Genomic DNA, 24,537 nt, shown 5'->3' on the forward strand with positions numbered 1-24,537 from the left:
CTGCACGGCAGGGGCCGCGGCCGGGACAAAGTAGTCTGATGCCATGCCCGAACGCCGTACCGTCGCCCTTGTCACTCTTGGCTGCGCCCGTAACGAGGTGGACTCGGAGGAGCTTGCAGGCCGCTTGGCAGCGGACGGCTGGGAGCTCGTCCAGGACGCCTCGGACGCGGACGTCGCCGTCGTCAACACCTGCGGATTTGTCGAAGCCGCGAAGAAGGACTCCGTCGACGCCCTGCTGGAAGCCAACGATCTCAAGGCCCACGGCAAGACCCAGGCCGTCGTCGCCGTCGGCTGCATGGCCGAGCGCTACGGCAAGGAGCTGGCCGAGGCCCTGCCCGAGGCGGACGGCGTGCTCGGCTTTGACGACTACGCCGACATCTCCGACCGGCTCCAGACCATCCTGAACGGCGGCATCCACGCGTCGCACACGCCCCGCGACCGGCGCAAGCTGCTGCCGCTCAGCCCGGCCGAGCGACAGGGTGCCGCCGGGGTGGCCCTGCCCGGTCACGGCCACGCCGGCGGGGTCGCCACGGCGGCCCCCGCCGGCACGGTCCTGGCAGCCGCCGTCGCGCCGGACCCCGAGACGCTCCCCGCCGACCTGCCCGCCGGGCTCGCGCCCGCCTCAGGACCGCGCGCCCCCCTGCGGCGCCGCCTGGACACCAGCCCCGTCGCCTCCGTGAAGCTCGCCTCCGGCTGCGACCGCCGCTGCACCTTCTGCGCCATCCCCTCGTTCCGCGGCTCCTTCATCTCCCGGCGCCCCAGCGACGTGCTCACCGAGACGCGCTGGCTGGCCGACCAGGGCGTCAAGGAGGTCATGCTCGTCTCCGAGAACAACACCTCGTACGGCAAGGACCTCGGCGACATCCGCCTGCTGGAGACGCTGCTGCCCGAGCTGGCGGCCGTCGACGGCATCGAGCGGATCCGGGTCAGCTACCTCCAGCCGGCCGAGATGCGCCCCGGCCTGATCGACGTCCTGACGTCCACGCCCAAGGTCGCCCCGTACTTCGACCTGTCCTTCCAGCACTCCGCGCCGGGTGTGCTGCGCGCGATGCGGCGCTTCGGGGACACCGAGCGCTTCCTCGAACTGCTCGGGACCATCCGGGGCAAGGCCCCGCAGGCCGGTGTGCGCTCGAACTTCATCGTCGGCTTCCCCGGCGAGACGGAGGCGGACTTCGCCGAGCTGGAACGTTTCCTGACCGGTGCGCGGCTCGACGCCATCGGCGTCTTCGGGTACTCGGACGAGGACGGCACGGAGGCCGCCACCTACGGCGACAAGCTGGACCAGGACGTCATCGACGAGCGGCTGGCGCACCTGTCGCGCCTCGCCGAGGAGCTGACGGCCCAGCGCGCCGAGGAGCGCCTCGGTGAGAGCCTTGAGGTGTTGGTGGAGTCGGTCGCTCCGGAGAGTGGTGCGGAGAGTGATTCCTACGCCGGCGAAGAGGGGCCCGAGGAGGCCGCCACCGGGCGCGCGGCGCACCAGGCGCCCGAAACGGACGGACAGGTGATCTTCACCTCCGGCACGGGTCTGCGTCCCGGCCGTATGGTCGAGGCGAAGGTGGTCGGCACCCAGGGCGTGGACCTGGTCGTCGAGTACTGCGACTTTCCGGGGGACGACCCACGGACCCCGGGTGAGGAGGCGGCCAGATGACCGGAGTCCCGGCGTCCGCTGCGGGCGGTACCGGCGCGAAGCGGGTACCGGCGCCCAAGGGCAAGCTGGGGGCTGCTGCGGTCAATCAGGCCAGCCTGTGGAACATCGCCAACATACTCACCATGGTGCGGCTGGTGCTCGTGCCCGCCTTCGTGGTGCTGCTGTTCCAGGACGGCGGGTTCGACCCGGCCTGGCGCGCCTGGGCGTGGGCGGCGTTCGCCGTCGCCATGATCACCGACGTCTTCGACGGCCATCTGGCCCGTACGTACAACCTGGTCACCGACTTCGGGAAGATCGCCGACCCCATCGCCGACAAGGCGATCATGGCGGCGGGGCTGATCAGTCTCTCGGTGCTGGGCGATCTGCCCTGGTGGGTGACGGGCGTCATCCTCTTCCGTGAGACCGGCATCACGCTGATGCGGTTCTGGGTGATCAGACTCGCCGTCATCCCGGCCAGCCGGGGCGGCAAGGCGAAGACCCTGGCGCAGGGCGTGGCGGTGGGGATGTACGTACTGGCGCTGACGGGGCCGCTGGCGACGCTGCGCTTCTGGGTGATGGCGCTGGCCGTCGTGCTGACGGTGGTCACCGGACTGGACTACGTACGCGACGCGGTGCTCATCCGGCGGCGGGGGATCGTGGCGCGGCGGTTGGCGGCGGAGGTTCACCATCCAGCCGCGTCTGATGACTCTGACGAGTCGGGTGAGGCCGACGGGGCCGGGGAGAGTGCCGCGGCGGAGTCGACGCGGTGAACGGCGACGCGGCGCGGGTGCTGGCGCTGCTGGAGGAGCGGTCCGCGACGCTCGCCGTCGCGGAGTCCCTGACAGGCGGTCTGGTGGCCGCGGAGCTGACCTCCGTCCCCGGCGCCTCCCGGAGCTTCCGCGGGTCCGTGACGGCCTATGCGACGGATCTCAAGCGGGACGTCCTGGGCGTCGCCGCGCCCCTGCTGGCCGAGCGCGGTGCGGTGGATCCCGAGGTCGCACGGCAGATGGCGGCGGGGGTACGACGGGTCCTGGGCGCCGACTGGGGCGCCTCGACCACCGGGGTGGCGGGTCCTGAACCGCAGGACGGCCGGCCCGTGGGGACCGTCTATGTGGCGGTCGCGGGACCGATCGGTCCCGGGAAAGTTGTCGCTCTGCGGTTGAACGGTGACCGGGCGGACATTCGTAAAGAGAGTGTACTCAGCGTGCTGAGACTGCTCCGCAGCGAACTTTCCGGGAACGGGCGGGCACAGGATACGGAACAGAACGGGGGGAATTGATGTTTGCAGCCCTGAGTGAACACCGCATCGCTCCCCGCACGGCCGCGGCGCGAGGCGGTACGGTGGGGCGAGAAGGATGCGGCTACGCGGTCCGAGGAGGGAGCCACCGATGATTCTGCTCCGTCGCCTGCTTGGTGACGTGCTGCGTCGGCAGCGCCAGCGCCAGGGCCGTACTCTGCGCGAAGTCTCCTCGTCCGCCCGAGTCTCGCTCGGCTATCTTTCCGAGGTGGAGCGGGGGCAGAAGGAGGCATCCTCCGAGCTGCTCTCCGCGATCTGCGACGCGCTGGATGTACGGATGTCCGAGCTCATGCGTGAAGTGAGCGACGAACTGTCGCTGGCCGAGCTGGCAGCGTCGGCGGCGGCGAACGAGCCCGTGCCGGCGCCAGTACGCCCGATGCTCAACTCTGTCTCCGTGACGTCGGTGGCCAAGGTGCCGACGGAACGGGTGACCATCAAGGCACCCACGGAAGCGGTGGACGTCGTCGCCGCCTAGATTCCGCGGGTGCTGTCCCACCCGTTCGTACGTTCGGCGCGAGCCCCGTCCGGTGCACTTCACCGGCCGGGGTTTTTGTCTTCTTCCCGCAGCCCCCGCCAGCCCCCGGCAGCCCATGGGAGTGAAATGACCTCTTCAGGGCATCTGTGCCATGGTTGAAGGTACGTACGAACGGCAATGGAGGACGTGCATGTCTGTCGTCAAGAGTTCCCTGTCCGAGGAAGACGTCAAGCTGGTCGGCGAGGCGCTCCAGGGCGCGCTCGTGGACCTGGTGGATCTCGCGCTGGTCGCCAAACAGGTGCACTGGAACATCGTCGGTCCCCGCTTCCGCTCCGTACATCTCCAGCTCGACGAGGTCGTGACCACGGCGCGGCAGCACATGGACACCGTGGCCGAACGGGCGTCGGCCCTCGGCGTCACCCCGGACGGCCGCGCCGGCACGGTCGCGGCGACCAGTGCCTTCGGTACGGTCCCGAACGGCTGGATCAAGGACGCGGACGCGGTCCGCCTCATGGTCGACGGCCTCGGCGCGGTGATCGGGCAGATGCGCGATCGCGTCAAGGTGACCGACGACCCCGACCCGGTCACCCAGGACGTCCTGATCCAGGTCACGGCGGATCTGGAGAAGCATGCCTGGATGTTCCAGGCGGAGAGCGTCTGAGAGCAGGTTGACGTCGTCCGCTCCCGCTGCGGTCCGCGCGAGCGTGAAGAGGGTCCCCCGGTCGTCGGCCGGGGGGCCCACTTCTGTGCGCTGCCGGTCGTGTCGTGGCGGCTTCTGGTAGCGGCTTTTGGGTGGGGATGGGCGTTCTGGATGCGGGGTGGGGCTGGGCGGGGGAGACTTCTGAGACGACCGGAGGCCGGGTGGTCCTGGGGCGGGTGGAGGAGGCAGCGGCGGCTATGGCGAGGCGATGGATCCTTCTGCCGACGGTCGCGCTGGGCGGGCTGTGGTGGTGGGCGGTCCTGCGGCTCGTGCTGGCGCCCGAGCACACCGGCTTCGTCGAGGGGGCGGTGGCGGCGGGCGGCTGGGGGCTGAGTCTGCTGCCGGTGCACGCCGTGTCCCGTACGGCCGCCGGGGTGTCCGACCCGGTACGGCCCGCCGGGGTGTCCTCCTCGCCACGCCGGGGCGGCGGCTCAGGCGCGTAGGCATGCGGCGCCGGGACAGCGGCTCAGGCGCGTAGGCGCAGGCCCCTCGGGGTCGCGTGGAAACCGGCGGTCTCCAGGGTGCGGCCCAAGGGGGACGTCAGGGCCGATACGCCGTTCGCCCGCTCCACCGTGATCGTGCCCAGCGCTCCCGCGCGGGCCGCTCCCGCCAGGGCCTGGGCCGCCGCCGTGAGGGCGGGATCCTCCGGGTCCTTCGGCCAGGCCAGGAGGGTCTTGCCGCCCCGTTCCATGTACAGCGTCAGCTCGCCGTCGACCAGGACGACCAGGGAGCCGGCTTTGCGGCCCGGCTTGTGCCCGGCGCCGTCCGGGGGCTCGGGCCAGGGGAGCGCCGCCCCGTACGCGTTGGCGGGGTCCGCGGCCGCCAGGACCACGGCCCGGGGCGCGGCGCCGGATTCCCCGCGGTCGCGGGCCGTCGACGCCGCGCGGAGCCGGTCGACCGCGCCGTCCATCGCGAACTGGGCCGCGCCCAGGCCCTCCACGACATAACCACGGCGGGCCTGCCCGCTGTCCTCGAAGGCCGACAGGACGCGGTACACGGCGGAGAAGCCGCCCTCGACGCCTTCCGCGGCGACCGCGCCGCGGGTCACCACGCCATGGCGGTCGAGGAGGGCCCTGGCCAGCGCGTGCGCGCGGTGCGTACGGTCCGGTTCCGGGGCGGGGAGCAGCGACCAGCGTCCGCTGACCGTCGGCGGGCCCGTCCGCGACGCGGTCCGCGCGGCCGTCGTGAGCGAGCCGTACCGCCCGCGCGGGACCGGGCGCCTGGCCCGGTGGGCGGTGGAGCCCGCCGTGCGGCCCGAGCCGAGCAGCGCCCGCAGGGGCGCGAGCGTGTCGTTGGTGAGCCGGCCGGACCAGGACAGGTCCCAGAGGACGTCGGCCAGGTGCGGATCGGCGGCGTCCGGGTGGGTGGTGGCGCGGACCTGGTCGGCGATCTGGCGGAAGAACAGGCCGTAACCGCCCGAGAGGATCGCGAGGACGGATTCGTGGAGCGCGCTCAGCTCCAGGGGGTGCGGGGGCGCCAGCAACAGCGGGGCCGTGTCGGCGAGGTGGAGCGAGACCCAGCCGTCCTTGCCGGGGAGCGCGCCGGCGCCCGCCCACAAGACCTCACCCGTGGTGGTCAGTTCGTCCAGCAGCGCCGGGGTGTAGCCGCTGACCCGGGACGGCAGGATCAGCCGCTCCAGGGCCGAGGCCGGGACCGGGGCGCCCTGCAACTGCTCCACGGCGCGGGCGAGTCCGTCGATCCCGCGCAGGCTGTGGCTGCCCAGGTGCTGCCACTGGGGGAGGAAGGTGGCGAGCGCGGCGGGCGGGACGGGCTCCAGCTCCTGGCGCAGGGCGGCCAGCGAGCGGCGGCGCAGCCGGCGCAGGACCGTGGCGTCGCACCACTCCTGGCCGATGCCCGAGGGGTGGAACTCGCCCTGGACGACCCGGCCGCCGGCCGCGAGGCGTTGCAGCGCGCCGTCCGTGACCGCCGCGCCCAGGCCGAAGCGCGCGGCGGCCTGGGACGAGGTGAACGGGCCGTGTGTACGGGCGAAGCGGGCGAGGAGATCGCCCAGGGGGTCCTTGACCGGTTCGGTGAACGCCTCGGGGACGCCGACGGGCAGGGCGGTGCCCAGAGCGTCCCGCAGCCGGCCCGCGTCCTCGATCGCCGCCCAGTGGTCGGCTCCGCCGACGCGGACCCGGATGGCCCGGCGGGCCTCGGCCAGCTCCCCGGCCCAGGGCGCTCGCGCGCCGCGCTCCGCCAACTCGGCGTCCGTGAGCGGCCCGAGGACCCGCAGGAGGTCGGCGACCCCTTCCACGTCCTTGATACGGCGGTCCTCGGTCAGCCACTGGAGCTCGCGCTCCAGCTCCGTGAGGACCTCCGGGTCGAGCAGTTCGCGCAGCTCGGCCTGGCCCAGCAGCTCGGCCAGCAGCCGGGAGTCCAGGGAGAGCGCGGCCGCGCGCCGCTCGGCGAGCGGGGAGTCGCCCTCGTACAGGAACTGGGCGACATAGCCGAAGAGCAGGGAACGGGCGAAGGGGGAGGGCTCGGTGGTGGTGACCTCGACCAGCCGGACCTTCCTGGACTCGATGTCCCCCATCAGTTCCGTGAGACCCGGCACGTCGAAGACGTCCTGGAGGCATTCCCTGACGGCCTCCAGCACGATCGGGAACGAGCCGAACTCGCTGGCCACCTGGAGGAGTTGGGCGGCGCGCTGGCGCTGCTGCCACAGCGGGGTGCGCTTGCCGGGGCTGCGGCGCGGAAGCAGAAGCGCCCGCGCCGCGCACTCACGGAAGCGGGAGGCGAACAGCGCGGATCCGCCGACCTGTTCGGTGACGAGGCCGCTGATCTCACCGCGGTCGAAGGCCACATCGGCGGCGCCGACGGGCGCCTGCGCACTGTCGAAGGTCGTGTCGAGGCGGTCGCGCTCCTTGCCGGGGCCGCCCGTACCGCCCGACCGGCCCGTATCGCCCGTCCCGCCCGGGCTGCCCAGATCGCCGAGGTCGGCGTCGAGCAGGTCGAGACCCATCAGGTCGGCGTCGGGCAGGCGCAGCACGATGCCGTCGTCCGCGTGCATGACCTGGGCGTCCATTCCGTACCGCTCGGCGAGGCGGGCGCCGAGCGCCAGCGCCCAGGGAGCGTGCACCTGGGCGCCGAACGGGGAGTGGATCACCACCCGCCAGTCGCCCAGCTCGTCCCGGAAGCGCTCGACGAGGATCGTCCGGTCGTCCGGGACGTGGCCGCAGGCACGGCGCTGCTCGTCCAGATACGCCAGCAGATTGCCCGCCGCCCAGTGGTCGAGGCCCGCCGTCATCAGCCGCAGCCGGGCGTCCTCCTCGGAGAGCGCGCCGACCTCGCGCAGGAACGCGCCCACCGCACGCCCCAACTCCAGCGGCCGGCCCAGCTGGTCGCCCTTCCAGAAGGGCAGCCGGCCCGGGGCTCCCGGCGCGGGGGTGACCAGCACCCGGTCGCGGGTGATGTCCTCGATGCGCCACGACGACGTGCCGAGCGTGAAGACGTCGCCCGCCCGGGACTCGTACACCATCTCCTCGTCCAGCTCACCGACCCGCCCGCCGCCCTTCTTCGGGTCGGACCCGGCCAGGAAGACACCGAACAGGCCACGGTCCGGGATGGTGCCCCCGGAGGTGACGGCCAGGCGCTGCGCCCCGGGGCGGCCCGTGACCGTACCGGCCACGCGGTCCCACACCACACGCGGGCGCAGCTCCGCGAAGGCGTCCGACGGATAGCGCCCGGCGAGCATGTCGAGCACGGCGGTGAAGGCCGACTCGGGCAGGGAGGCGAACGGTGCGGCCCGGCGGGCCAGCGCCAGCAGGTCGTCGGCCTGCCGGGTGTCCAGGGCGACGATCGCGACCAGCTGCTGTGCCAGCACGTCCAGCGGATTCGCGGGGACCCGCAGTGCCTCGATGGAGCCGCTGCGCATCCGCTCCGTGACCACCGCCGCCTGCACCAGATCGCCGCGGTACTTGGGGAAGACCACGCCCGTGGAGACCGCTCCCACCTGGTGGCCGGCGCGCCCGACGCGCTGGAGGCCGGAGGCGACCGAGGGCGGCGACTCGACCTGGATGACCAGGTCCACCGCGCCCATGTCGATGCCCAGCTCCAGGCTGGACGTGGCCACGACGGCGGGCAGCCGGCCCGCCTTGAGATCCTCCTCGACCTGCGCGCGCTGCTCCTTGGACACCGAGCCGTGATGCGCCCGCGCGAGCAGCGGCGGCGCCCCCTGCGCGGCGCCCGACTGGGCCATCACCTCGGCGGGGGAGTGCGCCTGGGGCATGGCCTCCCCTGTCGCCCGTTCGTACGCGATCTCGTTCAGCCGGTTGCACAGGCGCTCGGCGAGGCGGCGGGAGTTGGCGAAGACGATCGTCGAGCGGTGGGACTGGACAAGATCGGCGATCCGCTCCTCCACGTGCGGCCAGATCGAGGGCTTCTCGGCGTTGTCCGTGTCGGTCGCGGGAGAGCCGCCCAGCTCGCCCAGATCCTCGACCGGCACGACGACGGAGAGGTCGAACTCCTTGCCCGACGGGGGCTGGACGATCTCCACCCGGCGCTGCGGGGAGAGGTAACGGGCGACCTCCTCCACCGGACGGACCGTCGCCGAGAGACCGATACGGCGGGCCGGGCGCGGCAGCAGCTCGTCCAGCCGCTCCAGGGAGAGCGCGAGATGCGCCCCCCGCTTCGTCCCGGCCACGGCGTGCACCTCGTCCAGGATCACCGTCTCGATCCCGGCGAGCGCGTCCCGGGCGGCGGACGTGAGCATCAGGAACAGCGATTCGGGGGTCGTGATGAGGATGTCCGGCGGTTTGGTCGCCAGCGTCCTGCGCTCGGCGGCCGGGGTGTCCCCGGAGCGGATACCGACCCGCACCTCGGGCTCGGGCAGGCCGAGCCGCACGGACTCCTGCCTGATGCCGGTGAGCGGGCTGCGCAGATTGCGCTCCACGTCGACCGCGAGGGCCTTGAGCGGCGACACGTACAGCACCCGGCAGCGCTTCCGCGCCTCGGCGGGCGGCGGCTTCGACGCCAGCTGGTCGAGGGCGGCGAGGAAGGCGGCCAGCGTCTTGCCGGAGCCGGTCGGGGCGACGACCAGCACGTCAGAACCCTCCTGGATGGCACGCCAGGCCCCCTCCTGCGCCGCGGTGGGCGCGGAGAAGGCCCCCGTGAACCAGGCGCGGGTCGCGGGGGAGAAGGAGTCGAGCGCGGTACGTGCCATGCCACCTATCGTGCACCCGGCCACTGACAATCGCCCGGAGCTGGGGAAACGGCTCCGGTCCGCCTTTCACGCGCCGCTGTTCACCAGCCGCCGTTCATCCGCCGCCGCCGCGCGACGGCAGAATGGGGAAATGGCGGCACGGGAGCGGGCACGGCACTGGAACTACGCCGACCTGCCGGGGGTCGACCTGCTGCGTGCGCACTACATCCACAAGACGTTCCTCCGGCACACCCACGAGACCTTTGTCATCGCCGCGATCACCGAGGGCGTCGAGATCTTCCACCACGGCGGAGGCGACCAGTACGCCGGACCCGGTTCCCTCGCGCTGGTCAACCCCGAGACCCCGCACACCGGCCATGCCCAGGACCCCGAGGGCTGGCAGTACGGGGCCGTCTACCCGTCGGCCGACGTGGTCTCCGCCATCGCGGCCGAGACGATGACGATCCGCGGGACCCCCGGTTTCACGGCCCCGGTCTTCGACGACCCGTACACCGTCCGGCTGGTGCACCAGGTGCTCCGCGCGGCCGACGAGGGCAACGCCCTGGCCGCCGACACTTTCCTGAGGGTCGCCGTGACCCGCCTGCTGCGCCTCAACGGCGGGCCGCTCCAGCAGCGGGAGGTACGGGGTGCGGGGGCCAGGATCGCGGCACGCGCGCGTGCCGTGCTGGAGGAGCGGATGGCCGACCCGCCCTCCCTGGAGCGGCTCGCGGCGGACCTCGGGACCAGTCCGTTCGCGCTGCTGAGGGCGTTCAGGGACACGTACGACCTGCCTCCGCACACCTGGCTGACCGGCGCGCGTGTACGGCGGGCCCGCCGGCTCCTGGACGCGGGCACCGCCCCGGCGGAGGCGGCCCTGGCCGTCGGCTTCTCCGACCAGCCGCACCTCAACCGGCACTTCACCCGGATCGTCGGCGTGCCGCCGGGCGCCTACCGCAGGGAGCGGAGGCCCGGCGCGATGAGCGCAAGATGATCTTGTACGGTCGGTGCAAGAACGTACAAGACGACCATGTCCCGGCCGCGTACCGTCCGGGACGTGGCAGATCAGACAGCATCCGTACCCTGGCCCGCGACGCCGGACGGCCCGCGGGGCCCGTCGGACAGACCGACCTCGTCAGGCATTGACACACCGGCGCACACCGCCGGGCAACCCATCCCCGAGCCGAAGTCCGACCGGGCCGTCGTCCGCGACGCGCTGGGGGTCGGGATCGCCGTCGGGCTCTCCGGTTTCGCCTTCGGCGTCACCTCCGCGGGCGCCGGCCTCACCGTTCTCCAGAGCTGCGCCCTCAGCCTGCTGGTCTTCACCGGCGCCTCGCAGTTCGCCCTGGTCGGAGCCCTGGCGGCGGGCGGCAATCCGCTGACCGCCGCGGCCGGCGCGTTTTTCCTCGGCGTACGCAACGCGTTCTACGGACTCAGGCTGTCGCAACTGCTGCGGCTGCCCGGTCCCGTACGCCCCTTCGCCGCCCAGTGGGTCATCGACGAGACCACGGCCGTCGCCCTCGCCCAGCCCACCCGGCGCGGCGCCAGGATCGGCTTCACCGTCACCGGGCTCACCCTCTACCTCCTCTGGAACCTCACCACCCTCGCCGGGGCGCTCGGTGCCGAGGCCCTGGGGGACACCGACGCGTGGGGCCTCGACGCGGCGGGACCCGCCGTCTTCCTCGCGCTGCTGGCTCCCATGCTGCGGACGGCGACCGAGCGGACGGTCGCGGGTCTCGCCGTCGTCCTCGGGCTGGGCTTCCTGCCGGTGCTGCCCGGCGGTGTCCCTGTCCTGGTCGCGGCGCTGGCCGCGCCCGCCGCGCTCTACGTCCAAGGCGTTCACGGCAGAAAGGAAGCAGGGCGTTGAACATCTGGATCGCCATCGGGGTGACGGCCGTGGGCTGTTATCTCGTCAAGCTGGTGGGTCTGCTGGTGCCCGAGGGAGCGCTCGAACGACCCCTCGTACAGAAGCTCTCCGCGCTGCTTCCCGTCGCCCTGCTGGCCGCGCTCACGGCGCAGCAGACGTTCAGCCTCAACGGCTCGCTCGTCGTGGACGCACGGGGCGCGGGAGTCGCGGCGGCGGCCCTCGCGCTGGTCCTGCGCGCCCCCTTCCTGGTGGTCGTGGGGGCGGCGGTACTGGTCACGGCAGGGGTGCGGGCCCTGGGCGGCTGAGGCGTACGCCCGCTCCCTCCGCACTCCCAGGGGCGCGATACTGGTGCCATGCGGTTGACGATTTTCTGGGAGCGGATGGCGGACCACTTCGGCGTCGCGTACGCCGAGTCCTTCGCCCGCGACCATGTGATGGCCGAGCTGGGGGGTCGTACGGTGTACGGCGCGCTCGAGGCGGGCTGGGAGACGAAGGACGTGTGGCGGGCGGTCTGCGCCGCGACGGACATCCCGGCGGAGAGGCGGTGAGACGGATCGAGGGGGGAGGGGGACCCGTGCCTCGCACCGCGTCACGATTCGATCGCGCTGTGCCGACGCGCGGATGAACGAACCACCCGTGGCGGCGCCTCGTCGTCCTCGGTGGGACGGGACGTCCCGGCGGTAGGCGACACTTGGCCAGTGGCACCGACAGACGAGACCCCGCAGGGCGTACATCCGCCGATTCCGTCCCCCTCGCCTTCCTCCTCCCGATCCCCCGTCCCGGCGCTCGCCGGCGCCGGTGGGGGCGTGCGGGAAGGGAGCGACGACGGCCGGGCCCGTATGCCCCATTGGCTGCCGCGCGCCATGATCCTGGCGCTGGGACTCGTCGCCTGTTTCCAGCTGGGCAGTTGGGCGTTCCATCAGCTCATCGGACTGCTGATCAACGTACTGATCGCGTTTTTCCTGGCGCTGGCGGTCGAACCGGCCGTCAGCCGCATGGCGTCGAGCGGGATGCGGCGTGGACTCGCCACCTTCCTGGTCTTCTTCGGTGTGGTGGTCGCCAGCGTCGGCTTTGTCGTGATGCTCGGCTCGATACTGGCCGGCCAGATCATCCAGATCGTCGAGTCCTTTCCCGCGTACCTCGACTCCCTGATCAACTGGCTCAACGAGAACTTCCACACCGAGCTGTCCCGCGTCGCGGTCCAGGACAGCCTCCTGCACTCCGACTGGCTCCAGCGGTACGTCCAGAACAGCGCCACCGGGGTGCTGGACGTCTCCACCACCGTGCTCGGCGGGCTGTTCCGACTCCTGACGATCTTCCTGTTCTCGTTCTACTTCGCGGCCGACGGCCCCCGCCTGCGGCGCGGACTGTGCTCCGTCCTGCCGCCCGCCAAGCAGGCCGAGGTGCTGCGCGCGTGGGAGATCGCGGTCGAGAAGACCGGGGGCTACATCTACTCCCGCGGCCTGATGGCCCTCATCTCGGGAGTCGCGCACTACGTCCTGCTGGCGACTCTGGGGGTGCCGTACGCGCCGGTGCTCGCGGTGTGGGTGGGCCTGGTGTCGCAGTTCATCCCGACCATCGGTACGTATCTGGCGGGCGCCCTGCCGATGCTGATCGCCTTCACCGTCGCCCCTTGGTACGCGCTCTGGGTGCTCGGATTTGTGCTGCTCTACCAGCAGTTCGAGAACTACGTCCTCCAGCCCAAGCTCACCGCCAAGACCGTCGACATCCACCCGGCGGTCGCCTTCGGCTCGGTCATCGCCGGTACGGCCCTCCTGGGCGCGGTCGGCGCGCTGATCGCCATCCCGGCGATCGCCACGCTCCAGGCGTTCCTGGGGGCGTACGTGAAGCGGTACGCGGTGATGGACGACCCGAGGGTGCACGGCACGCGGCCGCGCGGGGGCGGGTCGATCCTCGGGTGGGCGAGGCGCAGGGTGCTGGGGCGCCGGTGAACGGGTGAGTGCGGACGCCGACCCGGGTCGCACGGCCGGATCGCCGGCCGTGCATGCTGGGTCGTGACATCCCGAGAGAAAGACCCGCATCCGTGTACGTAGCGCGTTCGCTCGCCCTGTTCGTGGTTGCCGCGCTGTTCGAGATCGGCGGAGCCTGGCTCGTCTGGCAGGGGGTGCGCGAGCACAAGGGCTGGATCTGGATCGGCGCCGGTGTCATCGCGCTCGGCCTGTACGGCTTCGCGGCGACCCTCCAGCCGGACGGGCAGTTCGGCCGGATCCTGGCGGCGTACGGCGGCGTCTTCGTGGCAGGATCGATCCTGTGGGGCGTGGTCGCCGACGGCTACCGCCCGGACCGTTACGACATCACCGGCGCGTCGATCTGCCTGGTCGGCATGGCCGTTCTCATGTTCGCGCCGCGCGGCCACTGAGCCGACGCGCCGCCCGTATTCAGCGACACCCCTCCCCCCTTCGCCGTGCGGCTTCCCGCGCGCCCGATCGGTGGTGCGCGCCTCCGGACTGTCACCCAGGGGTGTCCCGCGCATGTGCTCCTCCTCGCTCTCCACGTCCCCCTCCGAGCGCGCCGACTCGTGTCGACACCCGCGCACGCGCGTGCTGCCGACTCTGACCGTGCTGGCCCTCGGCGCGTGGGTGCTGGGCACGAGTGAGCTGGGGGTCGCCGGGCTGCTCCCCGTCATCGGCGCCGACCTGGCGGTCTCCGTCGGCGCCGCGGGCACGCTCGTCTCCGTGTACGCGGTGGCGGTGGTCGTGGCGGGGCCCGTACTCACGCTCGTCCTCAGGAGGGCGCCTCGACGGCGGGTGCTCCTGGGCGCCCTGGGAGCGCTGGCCGTGGGGAACGCTGTGACCGCCGCGGCCCCCGCGTTCCCCCTCCTGCTCGCCGCACGGGCGTTCACCGGCGCGGCGGCGGCTCTCTACGCCGTGACGGCGCTCGCCACGGCGACGGTGCTCGTCGGCCCCGAGCGGCGGGGCCGGGCGGTGGCCGTGGTCTTCGGCGGCATCACGGTCTCCGGCGTCGTGGGTGTCCCGGCGAGCACGCTACTGGCGGACGCCGTGGGCTGGCGCGGGGTGTACGGCGGGCTGGCGGCCCTGGCTGCGGCCGTGCTGACGGCAGCGGCACTGCTGACACCGTCCGCCCCCGCCCCACCTCCCGCTCCCGCCCCACCGTCCGGTACGAAGGCGCAGCTGGCGGCGCTGGGCCGAGGCCGGATGCCGCTCACCTTCGTGGCCAACGCCGCTGTCACGGCGGGCCACTACACGGCGTCCACGTACTTCGTCGTCCTCCTGACCCGGCGTACCGATCTCGGGCCGGCCACGACGGCTCTCCTGCTGCTGACCGGCGGCGTGGCCGCCACGATCGGCAACGCGGTCGGCGGTGCGGGCGCCGACCGCCGTACCCGCCGCACTCCGCCGGTCGCGGCGGCCTCGCTCGCCCTGTGCCTGGCCGTTGTCCCCGTGGTGATGGCCCGCCCGGCGATGACCTGGCTCACCGCCCTGGTCTGGTCCGCGGCGTTCGGCGCGTTCAGCACCGCCGCGCAGGCGGATGTGGACCGGCGGGCCGGTCCCGGCGCCCAGCTCGCCGGGGCGGTCAACATCTCCGTGTTCAACACCGGCATCGCGGCCGGCTCCGCCGTGGGCGGCACCGTCCTGCACCAGGCGGGCTTCACCGGCGTCCATCTCGCCGGCACCGCACTGGTCGTGACGGGACTCGTGATCATCCTCATTCCTGAAGGCGGTTCCGCCTGTCGGAACGATCTCCGGTCCGATTGAAGACGCGGCCTCCCAGGAGGGAGCCACCTGGCATCATGGTCGGCATGACGACGGGGGATACGGAGAGTCCTGAACTCGAACTGAGGGTGTCCGGCGACGACGCCGAGACGCACCTACTGGCACTGCGCGACTGGCTGGCCCTGGAGGACGTGCTCCGTGGCCGTCTGGAGATGCGGCAATCCGCGCCGGAGCCGGGCCACATGGGAGTGGCTCTCGACGTGGTGGCGGTGGCCCTGGGTTCGGGCGGCGCCGGCGCCGTACTCGCCCGGTCCCTGACGACCTGGCTGATTCAGCGCCGTACGGATGTCAAAGTGTCGGTCGTCGCGGCGGACGGACGCCGCGTCGAGGTGGATGTGCGCCGGGCCGCGGATCCCGAGCGCGTCATCGCCGAGGTCGTGACGCTGCTCGAACAGTCCCGCGACTGAGACCGATGCCGGACCCGTGGATTCCCGACGGAAGCGCCTCTCGCGCCGTGCTGATCGGCGTGTCCGCCTACAGTTCCGCGAACCTTGCGGAGATACCGGCCGTGCGGGACAACCTCACCGCTCTGTGGAAGGTCCTGACCGGGGAGCACGGTCTGCTCCCCGCCGACCACTGCCAGGTCCTGGGAAACGAGGACCAGCCGCTCGACAAGGCGACGCTCGGCAGCGCGCTGGCCGTGGCGCGGCGTGAGGCCACCGATCTGCTGCTGGTCTACTACGCGGGCCACGGTCTGCTGGACGAAGACGGGTTACTGCACCTCACCCTGGCAGACGCGGAGCCGGACAACGTCGCCTACACCGCGGTGCCGCTGGAAGTGGTCAAGCGTGAACTGTCACGCGCCAGAGCCAGAGCCAGAGTCCTCATACTCGACTGCTGCTTCTCCGGCCGGGCCGTGGCGGCGATGAGCACGCCGGACAGCCTCGTGGCCGGCCAGCTGGAAGTGACCGGCACCTTCACCCTCACCTCCACGACTGCCACCGCCCCCTCACACGCACCGCCCGGCGCCACGTACACCGCCTTCACCGAAGCCCTGCTGGGAGCACTCCACGCTTCGGGCCCCCTCACCCTGGACGAGATCTATACGTACGTGGACCACGATCTGGCCAGGCGAGGACTTCCTCGTCCGCAGCGCCGCTCGGTGAACGCCGCCAGCGACCTCGTTCTGGTCAGCGGTCCCGTCGGAGAACGCCCGGTGAGCCAGCAGCCGACGGGCCCGTCACGCGTACTCCTCACCAAGAGGACGAGCCCCGCCAAACGCCGTTCGTGGGCCTGCCTGAGCGCCGTGATGATCGCCCTGGCCGGCTGGTTCGGCTACTACATGTGGCTCGACCTGAGCGAGAGGGCAGGCGGCTTCATCTTTGAACTGTTCTTCCTGCTCTTCGGCTGGGGAGCGGCCGTGGCGGCGCGAGAGAAACCGTGGATCCTGACGGTCGACGAAACAGGACTGGCCCTGGAACTCTATGGCGCCTCGTGGCGCATCCCGTGGCAGGACGTCGACTATCTCGGCGTGCTGCGCACGTTCACCTACTCGATCGGCCAGGGAGGCAGCAGGACCGCATCCCACGTCCTGGTGGTCCGCCCACGCCAGACGGCCCCGCTCCCCGACAGGACCTCCCTCCTCCCCGGGGACATCAAGGAGTTGCGGGATTTTGGTTACATCGGAGTCTGCCAACTGAGCTCCGTCGACGGCGATCCGGTGGTGCTGCGCCGGGCCGTGGAACGCCTCGGCGGACCCCTGTTCCGTTCGCATCGGGAACTGGTCGACATGGATCCCAGGCTTCCCACCTAGCCCTGTAGCCCTGTAGTCCTGTCGACAACGCACACCCGCTTCTTGTGCGGGCGGCTGACGGGATCCGCTGCGACCTCTCCCACCCACCCCGCCGTACCGGCGTCAAACCCGCCCCTCGCAGGTCGCTGACCTGGTTGGATGGGCGGCATGAACGGTACCCAGTCCATAGACGCCCCCTGGGGCATATCCGTCTTCGGCGCGGCAAGCGTGGATGCCACGCCGGATGTTGCCCGGCTTCGCGTGGCGATCAACCAGACGAGGCAGAAGCCGGGCGAGTCGTTCGAGGTCACCCGGGGCAGCGTCAACCAGATCCGGGAGGTGCTGCGCGGCCACGGCATTCCGGACAGTGCGGTGTCCACCTCGCGCCTGGACCTGAAGTCCTCATGGAGCTACGGCAATGAGCGCACGTTCCTTGGCTATGAGTGCAAGGCCTCCTTCGTGATCGAGCTGCGTGAGCTGGACATCCTGGAGACGGTACTCGTCGACGTGGTCGAGGCCGGGGCGAACCAGGTCGACGGTGTCGAGTTCGACGTGAGTACAAAGAACGAACTTCGCGCCCAGGCGCGCACGGCCGCCGTAGCCGCCGCACGTGAGAAGGCGGCCCTGTATGCGGAGGCCGCCGATGTCCGGCTCGGTCCCGTCGTCCACATCAAGGACGTGGACTCCGACCAGTTGCAGAACTCCTACCGAGGGCACCGCCAGGCCGACGGGGCCGGCGGCGAGGGTGACCTCGCCCCCGGCAAGATCAGTGTCACCGCGGGCGTGGTGATCGGCTTCTCGATCACCGGTGGCTGACACGCGGACATACGGCGATCGTCGATCGTGCCCGGTCGCCTGCCGACCACCTTCGGGAGCCGTCAGATGAGGGCGAAGCCGGCTGAGGCCACTCCCACGCCCGTGGCGAAAAAGAGCAACCAGATCCCGATCCGGCGGCCGGCGGAGTCCCGTCCGTAGGTGCGGGCGGTCAGCCGGCCCGTCGCGGCGATGGCCGCGCCGGCGACGATCAGGATCACTCCCAGGACGGTGGCCATCTCAGCGCCCCCTGAGGTACTTGTTCCAGATCCCCCAGGCGAACATGCCGATGACGAAGGCAAAGATGAGCAGGACGACCACCACTCCCGCCGTCCCGTCCGGGATCCACGCGCCACGACCGTCTGCCAGTTCCACCGGGCTCTCCCCCCTCTGCCGCACCTCGCGGTATCCCTTCTACGCGTGCGCCTACCCGGTACCCGCGCTCCGACGCGGCAGTCGCCGAACGGTGAGTCACGGGCCCGGGGACGGCAGGCGTGTGGCGCTTGACACTGAAATCGAACATCCGTTCTGATGGAAAGCGGACCGGTTTTCCGGGGTCGGCCGGTGGCGTTTCCGGCGGACTTGTCCACAGGCAGGGACGGCGCCGGAGCCCGTTGTCAGTGGCAGGGGATAGCGTCTTTGACGTGAAGCGATCGACACAAGCAAATCGGGTGGAACCCATGGCAGGAACCGACCGCGAGAAGGCGCTCGACGCCGCTCTCGCACAAATTGAACGGCAATTCGGGAAGGGCGCGGTGATGCGCCTGGGCGAGCGGCCGAACGAACCCATCGAGGTCATCCCCACCGGATCGACCGCGCTCGACGTCGCGCTCGGCGTCGGCGGTCTGCCGCGCGGCCGTGTGGTGGAGGTGTACGGACCGGAGTCCTCCGGAAAGACGACCCTCACGCTGCACGCGGTGGCGAACGCGCAGAAGCTCGGCGGCACGGTGGCCTTCATCGATGCCGAACACGCCCTCGACCCCGAGTACGCGAAGAAGCTCGGCGTCGACATCGACAACCTGATCCTGTCCCAGCCGGACAACGGCGAGCAGGCGCTCGAGATCGTGGACATGCTGGTCCGCTCCGGGGCGCTCGACCTCATCGTCATCGACTCCGTCGCGGCCCTGGTGCCGCGCGCGGAGATCGAGGGAGAGATGGGCGACTCGCACGTCGGCCTCCAGGCGCGGCTGATGAGCCAGGCACTCCGGAAGATCACCAGCGCGCTCAACCAGTCCAAGACCACCGCGATCTTCATCAACCAGCTCCGCGAGAAGATCGGCGTCATGTTCGGCTCGCCGGAGACCACGACCGGTGGCCGCGCGCTCAAGTTCTACGCGTCGGTGCGCCTCGACATCCGTCGTATCGAGACGCTCAAGGACGGCACGGACGCGGTCGGCAACCGCACCCGCGTCAAGGTGGTCAAGAACAAGGTCGCGCCCCCCTTCAAGCAGGCCGAGTTCGACATCCTCTACGGCCACGGCATCAGCCGCGAGGGCGGCCTGATCGACATGGGCGTGGACGAGGGCTTCGTACGGAAGGCCGGCGCCTGGTACACGTACGAGGGCGACCAGCTCGGCCAGGGCAAGGAGAACGCGCGGAACTTCCTCAAGGACAATCCCGACCTCGCCGACGAGATCGAGAAGAAGATCTTGGAGAAGCTCGGCATCGGTGTCAGGCCGGAGGCGGCGGCAGCCGTCACCGCTGAGCCGGCCGCGGCGGCGATCTCCGCCACGGCGTCCGGTACGGCCACCGCGGCCGAGGACCCGGCGAAGTCGGTGCCCGCTCCTGCCACCAAGGCCAAGTCGGCCAAGGCAGTAGCGGCCAAGAGCTAGTTCGTCCGATGCCTTATGCGAAGAGGCGGCGAACGGACCGGCCGGGTGGCAGCCCCGACTCGTCGGGGGCCGAGCAGGAGCTGCCACCCCAGGATCCGGCCGAGCGGGCGCGGGCGATCTGTCTGCGCCTGCTCACCGGCACCCCGCGCACCCGGAAACAGCTCGCGGACGCGCTGGAGAAGCGGGAGATCCCCGAGGACGTGGCGGAAGAGGTCCTCTCCCGCTTCGAGGACGTGGGGCTCATCGACGACGCCGCGTTCGCGGGCGCGTGGGTGGAGTCCCGGCACCACGGCCGGGGCCTGGCCCGGCGTGCCCTGGCGCGGGAGCTGCGGACCAAAGGCGTGGACGCGACCCTGATCGACGAAGCGGTCGGACAGCTCGACTCCGAGCGGGAGGAGGCGACCGCCCGCGAACTGGTCGCCCGCAAGCTCCGGTCCACCCGTGGCCTGGAGCGCGACAAACGGCTCCGCCGGCTCGCGGGCATGCTGGCCCGCAAGGGGTACGGAGAGGGCATGGCGCTGCGCGTGGTCAAACAGGCGTTGGAGGAGGAGGGCGAGGACACCGAAGGGCTGGACGAGGAGCTGTACTAGTGCGGGCCGCCAGGGCGGTTGACGGGCGCGCTCGGGGTGGGTCTCGGGGCCGGTGCGGGCGCCGTTGGTAGGGCTTTCCCCACCCCCAAGACGCAGGTCCGCTCCAGTGCACAGAGGTATGTGCACAGAGCACTGTGGACGGCATGGCACAGGAACCCGACCACCCCGCGACGACCGGTCTCGCCGCGCTCAAGGCGCTCGCGCAACCCCGGCGGCAGCAGATACTCGAACGCCTGACCCTGCACGGGCCCGCGACCTCGGCGATCCTCGCCCGCGTGCTCGGGCTCAACACCGGAGCCACCAGCTATCACCTCCGGGAGCTCGCCCGTTACGGCTTTGTCGAGGAGACCGAGGGCGCGACTCCCCGCAGGGAGCGTTGGTGGCGGGCCGTGCCCGGCGACCGGCGTTTTCCGCCGCGCAGCCGCCAGAGTCCCGAGACGCGCCTCCTCATGGACGAGTTGAACCACCAGGCGTACGCGGCGGACCTCGACCTCTTCGAGCGGCTGCAACGCGAGAGCGACCCCCTCGGCGACTGGGCGGACGCCTTCCCGTACTCGCGCGGCACGATACGGCTCACCCGTGACGAACTGGCCGAGTTCTTCGAGGAGTACATCGCGCTCCTCAACCGCTACAAACGGCCGGACGAACTGACCCCGCCCGGTGCGCGTCCCGTGCTCACCCGGCTGCTCGCCTTCCCGGCCCCCGACGCCCCCGCTCCCTCCCACGGCGTCCCCGGTACCACCGACGAGACGGACGCGTCATGATGCTGCGGTACGCCTTCCAGACGATCAAGGACCGCAAGGCCGGGTTCCTCGGCGCCTTCGCCGCCCTGATGTGCGCCGCCGCGCTCATCACCGCCTGCGGCACCCTCCTGGAGACCGGCTTACGCGGCCGGATCGCCCCCGAGCGCTACGCCGCGGCGCCGCTCATCGTCTCCGCCGACCAGAACGTCCATCAGACGACGCTCAAACACAAGGGCGACGGCGAGACCAAGACCAAGCACAAGGCGAAGCCCGTCGCCGAGCGCGCCTGGCTGTCCGACGCGATCGTCGGCCGGGTCGCGGCGGTCGACGGCGTCCGGTCCGCCGTACCGGAACTGACCTTCCCCGCCCAGCCGTTGAGCGGCGGTACGGACGCGACGAACGGGACCTCGTACGGCCACGCCTGGGAGTCCGCCGCGCTCACTCCCTTCACCCTGGCGGACGGCCGCGCCCCGAAGGCCGCCGACGAGGTCGTGATCGACCGCCCGCTCGCCCGGCGCGCCGGACTGCGGCCGGGGGACCGGCTGGCCGTCCAGTCCACCCACGCCCCGCGCACCTACACCGTCTCGGGCATCGCCGCCGCGGAAGGCGGCGACCTGCGGCAGCAGACCTCGCTCTTCTTCTCCGCCGCCGAGGCCCGGCGGCTGGCGGGCCGGCCCGGGCAGGTCACCGCGATCGCGGTGGTGCCGGAACACGGCACCGGCACAAGGGCGCTGAAGACCGCGCTCTCCCGCGCCCTGGACGGCACCACCGCCCGGGTCACCTCCGGTGACGACCGCGGCCCCGTCGAGTTCCTCGACGCCTCCGGCGCCCGGGCGAAACTCATCTCCATGGGCGGCGCGATGGGCGGTACGTCCCTGCTCGTCGCGATCCTCGTCGTCGTCTCCACCTTCGCCCTCTCCATCCAGCAGCGGCACCGCGAACTCGCCCTGCTGCGCGCCGTCGCCGCCACCCCCCGCCAGATCCGCGCCCTGCTCGGCCGTGAGGCGCTGTTCGTCGGCGCGGCGGCCGGAGTGACCGGTGCCCTGGCCGGACTGCCCCTCGGAGCCTGGCTCCACGGCCGCTTTGTCGCGCTGGGCGCCGTCCCCGCCACCCTGGAGCGCGTCACCAGCGTCTTCCCGGTCTTCGCCGCCGTCGCCGTCACCGTCCTCGGGGCCTGGGCCGCGGCCCGGATCTCCGGCCGCCGCATCACCCGGATCCGCCCGGCGGAGGCGATGGCCGAAGCCGCCGTCGAGCGCACCCGTCCCGCCTGGGGCCGGCTGGTCGCCGGACTGCTCCTGCTGGCCGGCGGGGTGGTCCTCGTCGTCGTGCTCAGCACGCTGCGCACCGAGCCCGCGTCGACCCCCGTGACGTTCCTGGCCGTTGTGGTCCTGGCCGCGTCCGTCTCCCTGCTCGGCCCGGTGCTCCTGAGGGCGGTCATGGTGCCGCTCGCCGTCCCCCTCCGGCTCGCCGGGCCCGGCGGCAGGCTCGCCGCCGCGAACATCCGCGCGCACGCCACCCGTATGGCCGCGGCCGTCACCCCGCTCGCTCTGCTGATCGGGATGACCTGCACCGTCCTCTTCGTCCGGCCGACCCTGGAGGACGCCGCCCGCGCGCAGGCCCGCGAAGGGACTCTGGCCGGCTGGGTGCTCACCTCGGGCGGACCGGGTGTGCCGTCCGAGGCGGCCGCCCAGGTCCGTGAGGTCCCGGGCGTCACGGCAGTCACGGAGGTGGTACGGACCACGGTCCGCGTCGGTCTAGACAAGTACGTGGCCCAGGGCGTCACCCCCGCGGGCCTGGACCGCACCTGGGATGCCGACCTGCTCCACGGCTCGCTCAAGGGGTTCGGCCCGGACACGGTGGCCGTCAGCGAACTCGCCGCCGATCAGCTGGACCTGCGCGTGGGTTCCCGCCTGCGGCTGACGCTGGGCGACGGTACGCCGGCCGCGCTCACCGTCTCCGCCGTCTACGGACGCGGCCTCGGCTTCGGCGATCTGACCGTCGCGCACGACCTGTTGGCCGGTCACATGGACAATCCGCTCGCCACGACGGTCCTCGTCGCCGGTGAGGTAGCGGGAGGCGCGGGCCAGGAGCAGGGCCGGAGCCGGGAGCAGGGCCGGGCGGCGCTGGCCGCGGCCGTCGCCGGGTTCCCCGGCGTGTCCGTGCTCGATCCGGCCGGTGCCGACCGCCTCCAGGCCGAACGGGGGCAGGCCAACGCCGAGGTGAACTTCCTCGCCATGGGGCTGGTGCTGGCCTTCACCGCGATCGCCGTCGTCAACACGCTCGCCATGTCGGTCTCGGAGCGGATCAGGGAGTTCGCGATGCTCCGCCTGGCCGGCGGCACGCGCCGCCAGGTCCTGCGGATGCTGCGCGCCGAGGCGCTCACGCTCCTGCTGATCGCCACCGTGCTCGGTACGGGCATCGCCCTCGCCGTCCTGACCGCGTTCAGTGCCGGGATGACGGGCGGGGCGAGTCCCTCGGTGCGACCGCTGCTGTACGGGGCCGTCGTCGGCGCCGCCGCGCTGCTCGCGCTGGTGGCGACCGCCCTGCCCGGCAGGTCCGTCCTGAGGGTCCGGCCGGTGGAGGTGGTCGCTGCCCGGTAGCGCCCGGCAGCGTCCGGTGGCGGACGAGGAGGGGCGGTGGGGCCGGCTGGAGAATCAGCCGGCCCGAAGCCGATCCGGTGGGGGAGAGCTGGTCGCGCCGGACCCGGTCCTGCCCGTCACCTCACGGGGCGACCGGCAGCCCCTCGGCCTTCCACGCCTGGAAGCCCCCGACCAGGTCGGTCGCGCGGTGCAGTCCGAGTTGGCGCAGCGACACGGCGGCGAGGCTGGACGCGTACCCCTCGTTGCAGATCACGACCACCCGCAGGTCGTGGCTCGTGGCCTCCGCCGCCCGGTGGCTGCCCTGCGGGTCGAGACGCCATTCCAGCTCGTTGCGCTCCACGACCAGCGCCCCGGGGATCAGCCCGTCGCGCTCGCGCAGGGCCTGGTAACGGATGTCCACCAGCAGGGCGCCGTCCTCGGCGGCCTCGAAGGCCTCCCGGGCCTCGACCCGGTCGAGGCCCTCGCGGACCCGCTCCAGCAGCTCGTCGATCCCGACCCGCTCACCTGCGGCGGCGGTCGTGGACCCGGTGGCTATCGCCGAGTTGTCGCCGTTGGCGGCGTGGGTGGCGCTCACTGCCAGTCCTCCGGACCCTCGACCTGCTCCAGCCGGAGGACCGCGCCGTTGCGGCTGTAGCGCCTTATCATCGGCAGCGGCGGGTAGTACGCGTGTACGGAGACGGCGTGTTCGATCTCGGACTCGTTGCGCACCTCATGCACGTGGTGCTTGCCGAACGCCCGGCCCACCCCGGCCGTCAGCTGCCGCTCGCGGTCCACCCCGTCGGCCAGCTCCAGTGTCTTCCAGCCCTCGGTGGGCGGCCGGGCCGCCAGCGAGTCCTCCTTGAGCGTCCCCGCCGCCGTGGCGAGCGCGCCGTGCGAGCCGCCGTGGTCGTGCCAGCCGGTGCCCGTGCCGGGCGGCCAGCCGATCAGCCAGGCCTCGCTGCCCGCGGGCCCTTCCAGCCGGATCCACGTGCGCCCCTCCGGGTCGAGGGGGAGCGTGGCGATCAGCTCGGTGTCGGCGGCGGAACGGCGGACGAAGTCGAGCAGCTCGGCTGCCGTGGGACCGGAGCGCGTGACGCCGAAAGGTGCGGAAGGCGAGACGCCGGAAGGTGCGGGAGAGGGGATCTCCGCGGTGGCGACGGCCGCCGCCGAGGCGGAAGAGCCGTCGGCGGGCTGTGCGGGCGCGGAGGAACGTACGGGTGAAGACATCGGGTGACCGTCCTGAAGAAGTTCGCGGAAAGCACTGCCGCCCTGAGGCACGGCGGCACGCGGGAAAATGGCGAATCAGCAGGACGGGCGACAGATGCAGCCCGCGTAGCGGACCAGGTCCATATGGACCCTCCGCCACAGGCGCACATCGGTGTCAGTCACG

The 24,537-nt window shown here is 72.0% G+C and carries 25 protein-coding genes and 1 pseudogene; 20 read left to right on the plus strand and 6 right to left on the minus strand.

Going from position 1 to position 24,537, the window contains the following annotated elements; genetic code table 11:
* The first annotated feature begins 43 nt into the window (after nucleotides 1-43).
* From rimO to ACIO1C_RS28930, 6 genes are all read left to right on the plus strand, one after another.
* The gene (rimO, locus tag ACIO1C_RS28905) at nucleotides 44-1,648 is read left to right on the plus strand and encodes a 30S ribosomal protein S12 methylthiotransferase RimO (protein ID WP_401868724.1); all 1,605 of its coding nucleotides are present in this window, start codon (nucleotides 44-46) and stop codon (nucleotides 1,646-1,648) included.
* Nucleotides 1,645-2,397, plus strand: a complete 753-nt coding sequence (gene pgsA, locus ACIO1C_RS28910; protein ID WP_401868726.1) for a CDP-diacylglycerol--glycerol-3-phosphate 3-phosphatidyltransferase — start codon at nucleotides 1,645-1,647, stop codon at nucleotides 2,395-2,397. The genes rimO and pgsA overlap by 4 nt, the downstream gene beginning before the upstream one ends.
* Entirely contained in the window at nucleotides 2,394-2,906 is a 513-nt protein-coding gene (locus ACIO1C_RS28915; RefSeq protein ID WP_401868728.1) for a CinA family protein, read from the plus strand. The genes pgsA and ACIO1C_RS28915 overlap by 4 nt, the downstream gene beginning before the upstream one ends.
* A gap of 109 nt (nucleotides 2,907-3,015) precedes the next feature.
* Nucleotides 3,016-3,399 carry a helix-turn-helix domain-containing protein gene (locus tag ACIO1C_RS28920; protein WP_161309327.1) on the plus strand — a complete coding sequence of 128 codons (384 nt, stop codon included), beginning with the start codon at nucleotides 3,016-3,018 and terminating at the stop codon, nucleotides 3,397-3,399.
* Nucleotides 3,400-3,589: 190 nt separating this feature from the next.
* Nucleotides 3,590-4,060: a Dps family protein gene (locus ACIO1C_RS28925; RefSeq protein WP_401868730.1), complete on the plus strand. Its 471-nt coding sequence runs from the start codon at nucleotides 3,590-3,592 to the stop codon at nucleotides 4,058-4,060.
* Between the two features lie 236 nt (nucleotides 4,061-4,296).
* Nucleotides 4,297-4,542, plus strand: coding sequence for a hypothetical protein (locus ACIO1C_RS28930; protein WP_401868731.1), 246 nt, complete (start codon nucleotides 4,297-4,299; stop codon nucleotides 4,540-4,542).
* Between the two features lie 23 nt (nucleotides 4,543-4,565).
* Here the strand turns inward: ACIO1C_RS28930 and ACIO1C_RS28935 are convergent, their stop codons facing one another.
* Nucleotides 4,566-9,260 (minus strand): DEAD/DEAH box helicase, encoded by a 4,695-nt coding sequence (locus tag ACIO1C_RS28935; protein ID WP_401868734.1) that lies wholly within the window; start codon nucleotides 9,258-9,260, stop codon nucleotides 4,566-4,568.
* Between the two features lie 130 nt (nucleotides 9,261-9,390).
* Between ACIO1C_RS28935 and ACIO1C_RS28940 the strand changes: the two genes are divergently transcribed.
* From ACIO1C_RS28940 to ACIO1C_RS28985, 10 genes are all read left to right on the plus strand, one after another.
* Nucleotides 9,391-10,230, plus strand: a complete 840-nt coding sequence (locus ACIO1C_RS28940) for an AraC family transcriptional regulator (RefSeq protein ID WP_401868736.1) — start codon at nucleotides 9,391-9,393, stop codon at nucleotides 10,228-10,230.
* A gap of 36 nt (nucleotides 10,231-10,266) precedes the next feature.
* Nucleotides 10,267-11,103 (plus strand): AzlC family ABC transporter permease, encoded by an 837-nt coding sequence (locus tag ACIO1C_RS28945; RefSeq protein WP_401868738.1) that lies wholly within the window; start codon nucleotides 10,267-10,269, stop codon nucleotides 11,101-11,103.
* Entirely contained in the window at nucleotides 11,100-11,408 is a 309-nt protein-coding gene (locus tag ACIO1C_RS28950; protein ID WP_401868740.1) for an AzlD domain-containing protein, read from the plus strand. The genes ACIO1C_RS28945 and ACIO1C_RS28950 overlap by 4 nt, the downstream gene beginning before the upstream one ends.
* Nucleotides 11,409-11,456: 48 nt before the next feature.
* The gene (locus ACIO1C_RS28955; protein WP_401868743.1) at nucleotides 11,457-11,651 is read left to right on the plus strand and encodes a DUF3046 domain-containing protein; all 195 of its coding nucleotides are present in this window, start codon (nucleotides 11,457-11,459) and stop codon (nucleotides 11,649-11,651) included.
* 291 nt (nucleotides 11,652-11,942) lie between these two features.
* Nucleotides 11,943-13,055, plus strand: a complete 1,113-nt coding sequence (locus ACIO1C_RS28960; protein ID WP_401869190.1) for an AI-2E family transporter — start codon at nucleotides 11,943-11,945, stop codon at nucleotides 13,053-13,055.
* 92 nt (nucleotides 13,056-13,147) lie between these two features.
* Nucleotides 13,148-13,483 carry a YnfA family protein gene (locus ACIO1C_RS28965; protein ID WP_327234175.1) on the plus strand — a complete coding sequence of 112 codons (336 nt, stop codon included), beginning with the start codon at nucleotides 13,148-13,150 and terminating at the stop codon, nucleotides 13,481-13,483.
* 112 nt (nucleotides 13,484-13,595) lie between these two features.
* Nucleotides 13,596-14,840 (plus strand): MFS transporter, encoded by a 1,245-nt coding sequence (locus ACIO1C_RS28970; protein ID WP_401868746.1) that lies wholly within the window; start codon nucleotides 13,596-13,598, stop codon nucleotides 14,838-14,840.
* Nucleotides 14,841-14,884: 44 nt separating this feature from the next.
* On the plus strand, nucleotides 14,885-15,265 hold the full coding sequence (locus ACIO1C_RS28975) for a hypothetical protein (protein WP_401868749.1): 381 nt from the start codon (nucleotides 14,885-14,887) through the stop codon (nucleotides 15,263-15,265).
* 5 nt (nucleotides 15,266-15,270) lie between these two features.
* Nucleotides 15,271-16,611, plus strand: coding sequence for a caspase domain-containing protein (locus ACIO1C_RS28980; protein ID WP_401868751.1), 1,341 nt, complete (start codon nucleotides 15,271-15,273; stop codon nucleotides 16,609-16,611).
* Nucleotides 16,612-16,758: 147 nt separating this feature from the next.
* Complete coding sequence (locus ACIO1C_RS28985) at nucleotides 16,759-17,406, plus strand: SIMPL domain-containing protein (protein ID WP_401869193.1); 648 nt, start codon at nucleotides 16,759-16,761, stop codon at nucleotides 17,404-17,406.
* Between the two features lie 62 nt (nucleotides 17,407-17,468).
* Here ACIO1C_RS28985 and ACIO1C_RS28990 read toward each other — a convergent pair whose 3' ends face one another.
* Nucleotides 17,469-17,642, minus strand: coding sequence for a hypothetical protein (locus ACIO1C_RS28990; protein ID WP_401868754.1), 174 nt, complete (start codon nucleotides 17,640-17,642; stop codon nucleotides 17,469-17,471).
* Between the two features lies 1 nt (nucleotide 17,643).
* On the minus strand, nucleotides 17,644-17,778 hold the full coding sequence (locus tag ACIO1C_RS28995) for a hypothetical protein (protein ID WP_401868755.1): 135 nt from the start codon (nucleotides 17,776-17,778) through the stop codon (nucleotides 17,644-17,646).
* 305 nt (nucleotides 17,779-18,083) lie between these two features.
* On the opposite strand from ACIO1C_RS28995, the gene recA reads away from it, so the two are divergent.
* The 4 genes and pseudogenes from recA (at nucleotide 18,084) to ACIO1C_RS29015 (ending at nucleotide 23,168) form a co-directional block, all read left to right on the plus strand.
* Entirely contained in the window at nucleotides 18,084-19,235 is a 1,152-nt protein-coding gene (gene recA, locus ACIO1C_RS29000; RefSeq protein ID WP_401868756.1) for a recombinase RecA, read from the plus strand.
* Nucleotides 19,118-19,825, plus strand: a pseudogene (gene recX / locus ACIO1C_RS29005) (recombination regulator RecX); the annotation flags it as partial. The gene recA and the pseudogene recX, both read left to right, overlap by 118 nt.
* Before the next feature lie 143 nt (nucleotides 19,826-19,968).
* The gene (locus tag ACIO1C_RS29010; protein WP_401868758.1) at nucleotides 19,969-20,589 is read left to right on the plus strand and encodes an ArsR/SmtB family transcription factor; all 621 of its coding nucleotides are present in this window, start codon (nucleotides 19,969-19,971) and stop codon (nucleotides 20,587-20,589) included.
* Nucleotides 20,586-23,168, plus strand: a complete 2,583-nt coding sequence (locus ACIO1C_RS29015; protein ID WP_401868760.1) for an ABC transporter permease — start codon at nucleotides 20,586-20,588, stop codon at nucleotides 23,166-23,168. The genes ACIO1C_RS29010 and ACIO1C_RS29015 overlap by 4 nt, the downstream gene beginning before the upstream one ends.
* Before the next feature lie 121 nt (nucleotides 23,169-23,289).
* On the opposite strand, the gene ACIO1C_RS29020 is transcribed toward ACIO1C_RS29015, so the two are convergent.
* The 3 genes from ACIO1C_RS29020 to ACIO1C_RS29030 form a co-directional block, all read right to left on the minus strand.
* A complete protein-coding gene (locus tag ACIO1C_RS29020) occupies nucleotides 23,290-23,703 on the minus strand; it encodes a rhodanese-like domain-containing protein (RefSeq protein WP_401869196.1) in 414 nt (137 codons plus the stop codon).
* Nucleotides 23,704-23,738: 35 nt separating this feature from the next.
* Nucleotides 23,739-24,374, minus strand: a complete 636-nt coding sequence (locus ACIO1C_RS29025) for a cysteine dioxygenase (protein ID WP_401868763.1) — start codon at nucleotides 24,372-24,374, stop codon at nucleotides 23,739-23,741.
* 75 nt (nucleotides 24,375-24,449) lie between these two features.
* Nucleotides 24,450-24,536: a putative leader peptide gene (locus tag ACIO1C_RS29030; protein ID WP_401768269.1), complete on the minus strand. Its 87-nt coding sequence runs from the start codon at nucleotides 24,534-24,536 to the stop codon at nucleotides 24,450-24,452.
* Between the last annotated feature and the right edge of the window lies 1 nt (nucleotide 24,537).

The organism is Streptomyces sp. NPDC087420, assembly GCF_044744165.1.
GTDB lineage: Bacteria > Actinomycetota > Actinomycetes > Streptomycetales > Streptomycetaceae > Streptomyces.

Excerpts from the sequence above, each read along its gene's own strand:
- ACIO1C_RS28945 (WP_401868738.1), top strand. The coding sequence starts at position 10,267 with ATGTCCCGGCCGCGTACCGTCCGGGACGTGGCAGATCAGACAGCATCC.
- recA (WP_401868756.1), top strand. The coding sequence starts at position 18,084 with ATGGCAGGAACCGACCGCGAGAAGGCGCTCGACGCCGCTCTCGCACAA.
- ACIO1C_RS28975 (WP_401868749.1), top strand. The coding sequence starts at position 14,885 with ATGACGACGGGGGATACGGAGAGTCCTGAACTCGAACTGAGGGTGTCC.
- ACIO1C_RS28930 (WP_401868731.1), top strand. The coding sequence starts at position 4,297 with ATGGCGAGGCGATGGATCCTTCTGCCGACGGTCGCGCTGGGCGGGCTG.
- ACIO1C_RS28940 (WP_401868736.1), top strand. The coding sequence starts at position 9,391 with ATGGCGGCACGGGAGCGGGCACGGCACTGGAACTACGCCGACCTGCCG.
- pgsA (WP_401868726.1), top strand. The coding sequence starts at position 1,645 with ATGACCGGAGTCCCGGCGTCCGCTGCGGGCGGTACCGGCGCGAAGCGG.
- ACIO1C_RS28980 (WP_401868751.1), top strand. The coding sequence starts at position 15,271 with ATGCCGGACCCGTGGATTCCCGACGGAAGCGCCTCTCGCGCCGTGCTG.
- ACIO1C_RS28955 (WP_401868743.1), top strand. The coding sequence starts at position 11,457 with ATGCGGTTGACGATTTTCTGGGAGCGGATGGCGGACCACTTCGGCGTC.
- ACIO1C_RS29015 (WP_401868760.1), top strand. The coding sequence starts at position 20,586 with ATGATGCTGCGGTACGCCTTCCAGACGATCAAGGACCGCAAGGCCGGG.
- ACIO1C_RS28985 (WP_401869193.1), top strand. The coding sequence starts at position 16,759 with ATGAACGGTACCCAGTCCATAGACGCCCCCTGGGGCATATCCGTCTTC.
- rimO (WP_401868724.1), top strand. The coding sequence starts at position 44 with ATGCCCGAACGCCGTACCGTCGCCCTTGTCACTCTTGGCTGCGCCCGT.
- ACIO1C_RS28970 (WP_401868746.1), top strand. The coding sequence starts at position 13,596 with ATGTGCTCCTCCTCGCTCTCCACGTCCCCCTCCGAGCGCGCCGACTCG.
- ACIO1C_RS29010 (WP_401868758.1), top strand. The coding sequence starts at position 19,969 with ATGGCACAGGAACCCGACCACCCCGCGACGACCGGTCTCGCCGCGCTC.
- ACIO1C_RS29025 (WP_401868763.1), bottom strand. The coding sequence starts at position 24,374 with ATGTCTTCACCCGTACGTTCCTCCGCGCCCGCACAGCCCGCCGACGGC.
- ACIO1C_RS28925 (WP_401868730.1), top strand. The coding sequence starts at position 3,590 with ATGTCTGTCGTCAAGAGTTCCCTGTCCGAGGAAGACGTCAAGCTGGTC.
- ACIO1C_RS28935 (WP_401868734.1), bottom strand. The coding sequence starts at position 9,260 with ATGGCACGTACCGCGCTCGACTCCTTCTCCCCCGCGACCCGCGCCTGG.
- ACIO1C_RS28960 (WP_401869190.1), top strand. The coding sequence starts at position 11,943 with ATGCCCCATTGGCTGCCGCGCGCCATGATCCTGGCGCTGGGACTCGTC.
- ACIO1C_RS28990 (WP_401868754.1), bottom strand. The coding sequence starts at position 17,642 with ATGGCCACCGTCCTGGGAGTGATCCTGATCGTCGCCGGCGCGGCCATC.
- ACIO1C_RS28920 (WP_161309327.1), top strand. The coding sequence starts at position 3,016 with ATGATTCTGCTCCGTCGCCTGCTTGGTGACGTGCTGCGTCGGCAGCGC.